The following is a 509-nucleotide window of genomic DNA, read 5'->3' as shown; positions in this document are numbered from 1 at the left end:
CGATGAGGTTGATAGGTTCGGTGTGGAAGTGCGGCAACGCATGGAGCTGACGAATACTAATCGGTCGAGGACTTATCCACGTTTCCTTAGCGAATGTCAGACCCGTTATCCAGTTTTGAAAGAGCAAATGGAGAGTTACCCAAGAGGCCGAAGGGGACGGTTTGCTAAACCGTTAGTATGCGCAAGCGTAGCGAGGGTTCGAATCCCTCACTCTCCGCCATTTCAATTCAAGAAATATCATCTATATTTTGGCGGTGTAGCTTAGCTGGCTAGAGCGTTCGGTTCATACCCGAAAGGTCGGGGGTTCGACTCCCTCCACCGCTACCATAGGGGCATAGTTTAAAGGTAGAACGAAGGTCTCCAAAACCTTTGGTGTGGGTTCAATTCCTACTGCCCCTGCCAAAACTAAAAATATGGCGGTCGTGGCGAAGTGGTTAACGCATCGGATTGTGGCTCCGACACTCGTGGGTTCGATTCCCATCGATCGCCCCATTATGGGAGTATAGCCA

The 509-nt window shown here is 50.5% G+C and carries 4 tRNA genes; all 4 read left to right on the top strand.

Annotated features, from left to right (window positions below):
• The first annotated feature begins 129 nt into the window (after positions 1-129).
• The 4 genes from ACQCN2_RS23365 to ACQCN2_RS23350 all read left to right on the top strand — a co-directional run bounded on the left by ACQCN2_RS23365 (position 130) and on the right by ACQCN2_RS23350 (position 492).
• Positions 130-220 (top strand) — tRNA-Ser (locus ACQCN2_RS23365).
• Positions 221-250: 30 nt separating this feature from the next.
• Positions 251-327: transfer RNA gene (locus ACQCN2_RS23360), tRNA-Met, on the top strand.
• A gap of 1 nt (position 328) precedes the next feature.
• Positions 329-402: transfer RNA gene (locus ACQCN2_RS23355), tRNA-Trp, on the top strand.
• A 14-nt stretch (positions 403-416) separates the two neighbouring features.
• Positions 417-492: transfer RNA gene (locus tag ACQCN2_RS23350), tRNA-His, on the top strand.
• The last annotated feature ends 17 nt before the right edge of the window (positions 493-509 follow it).

The sequence above is a fragment of the Brevibacillus ginsengisoli genome (assembly GCF_050113715.1).
GTDB classification, from domain to species: Bacteria; Bacillota; Bacilli; order Brevibacillales; family Brevibacillaceae; genus Brevibacillus_H; species Brevibacillus_H ginsengisoli.
Note: the sequence above shows the minus strand (reverse complement) of the source record. Positions and strands in the feature narration are given on the sequence as shown.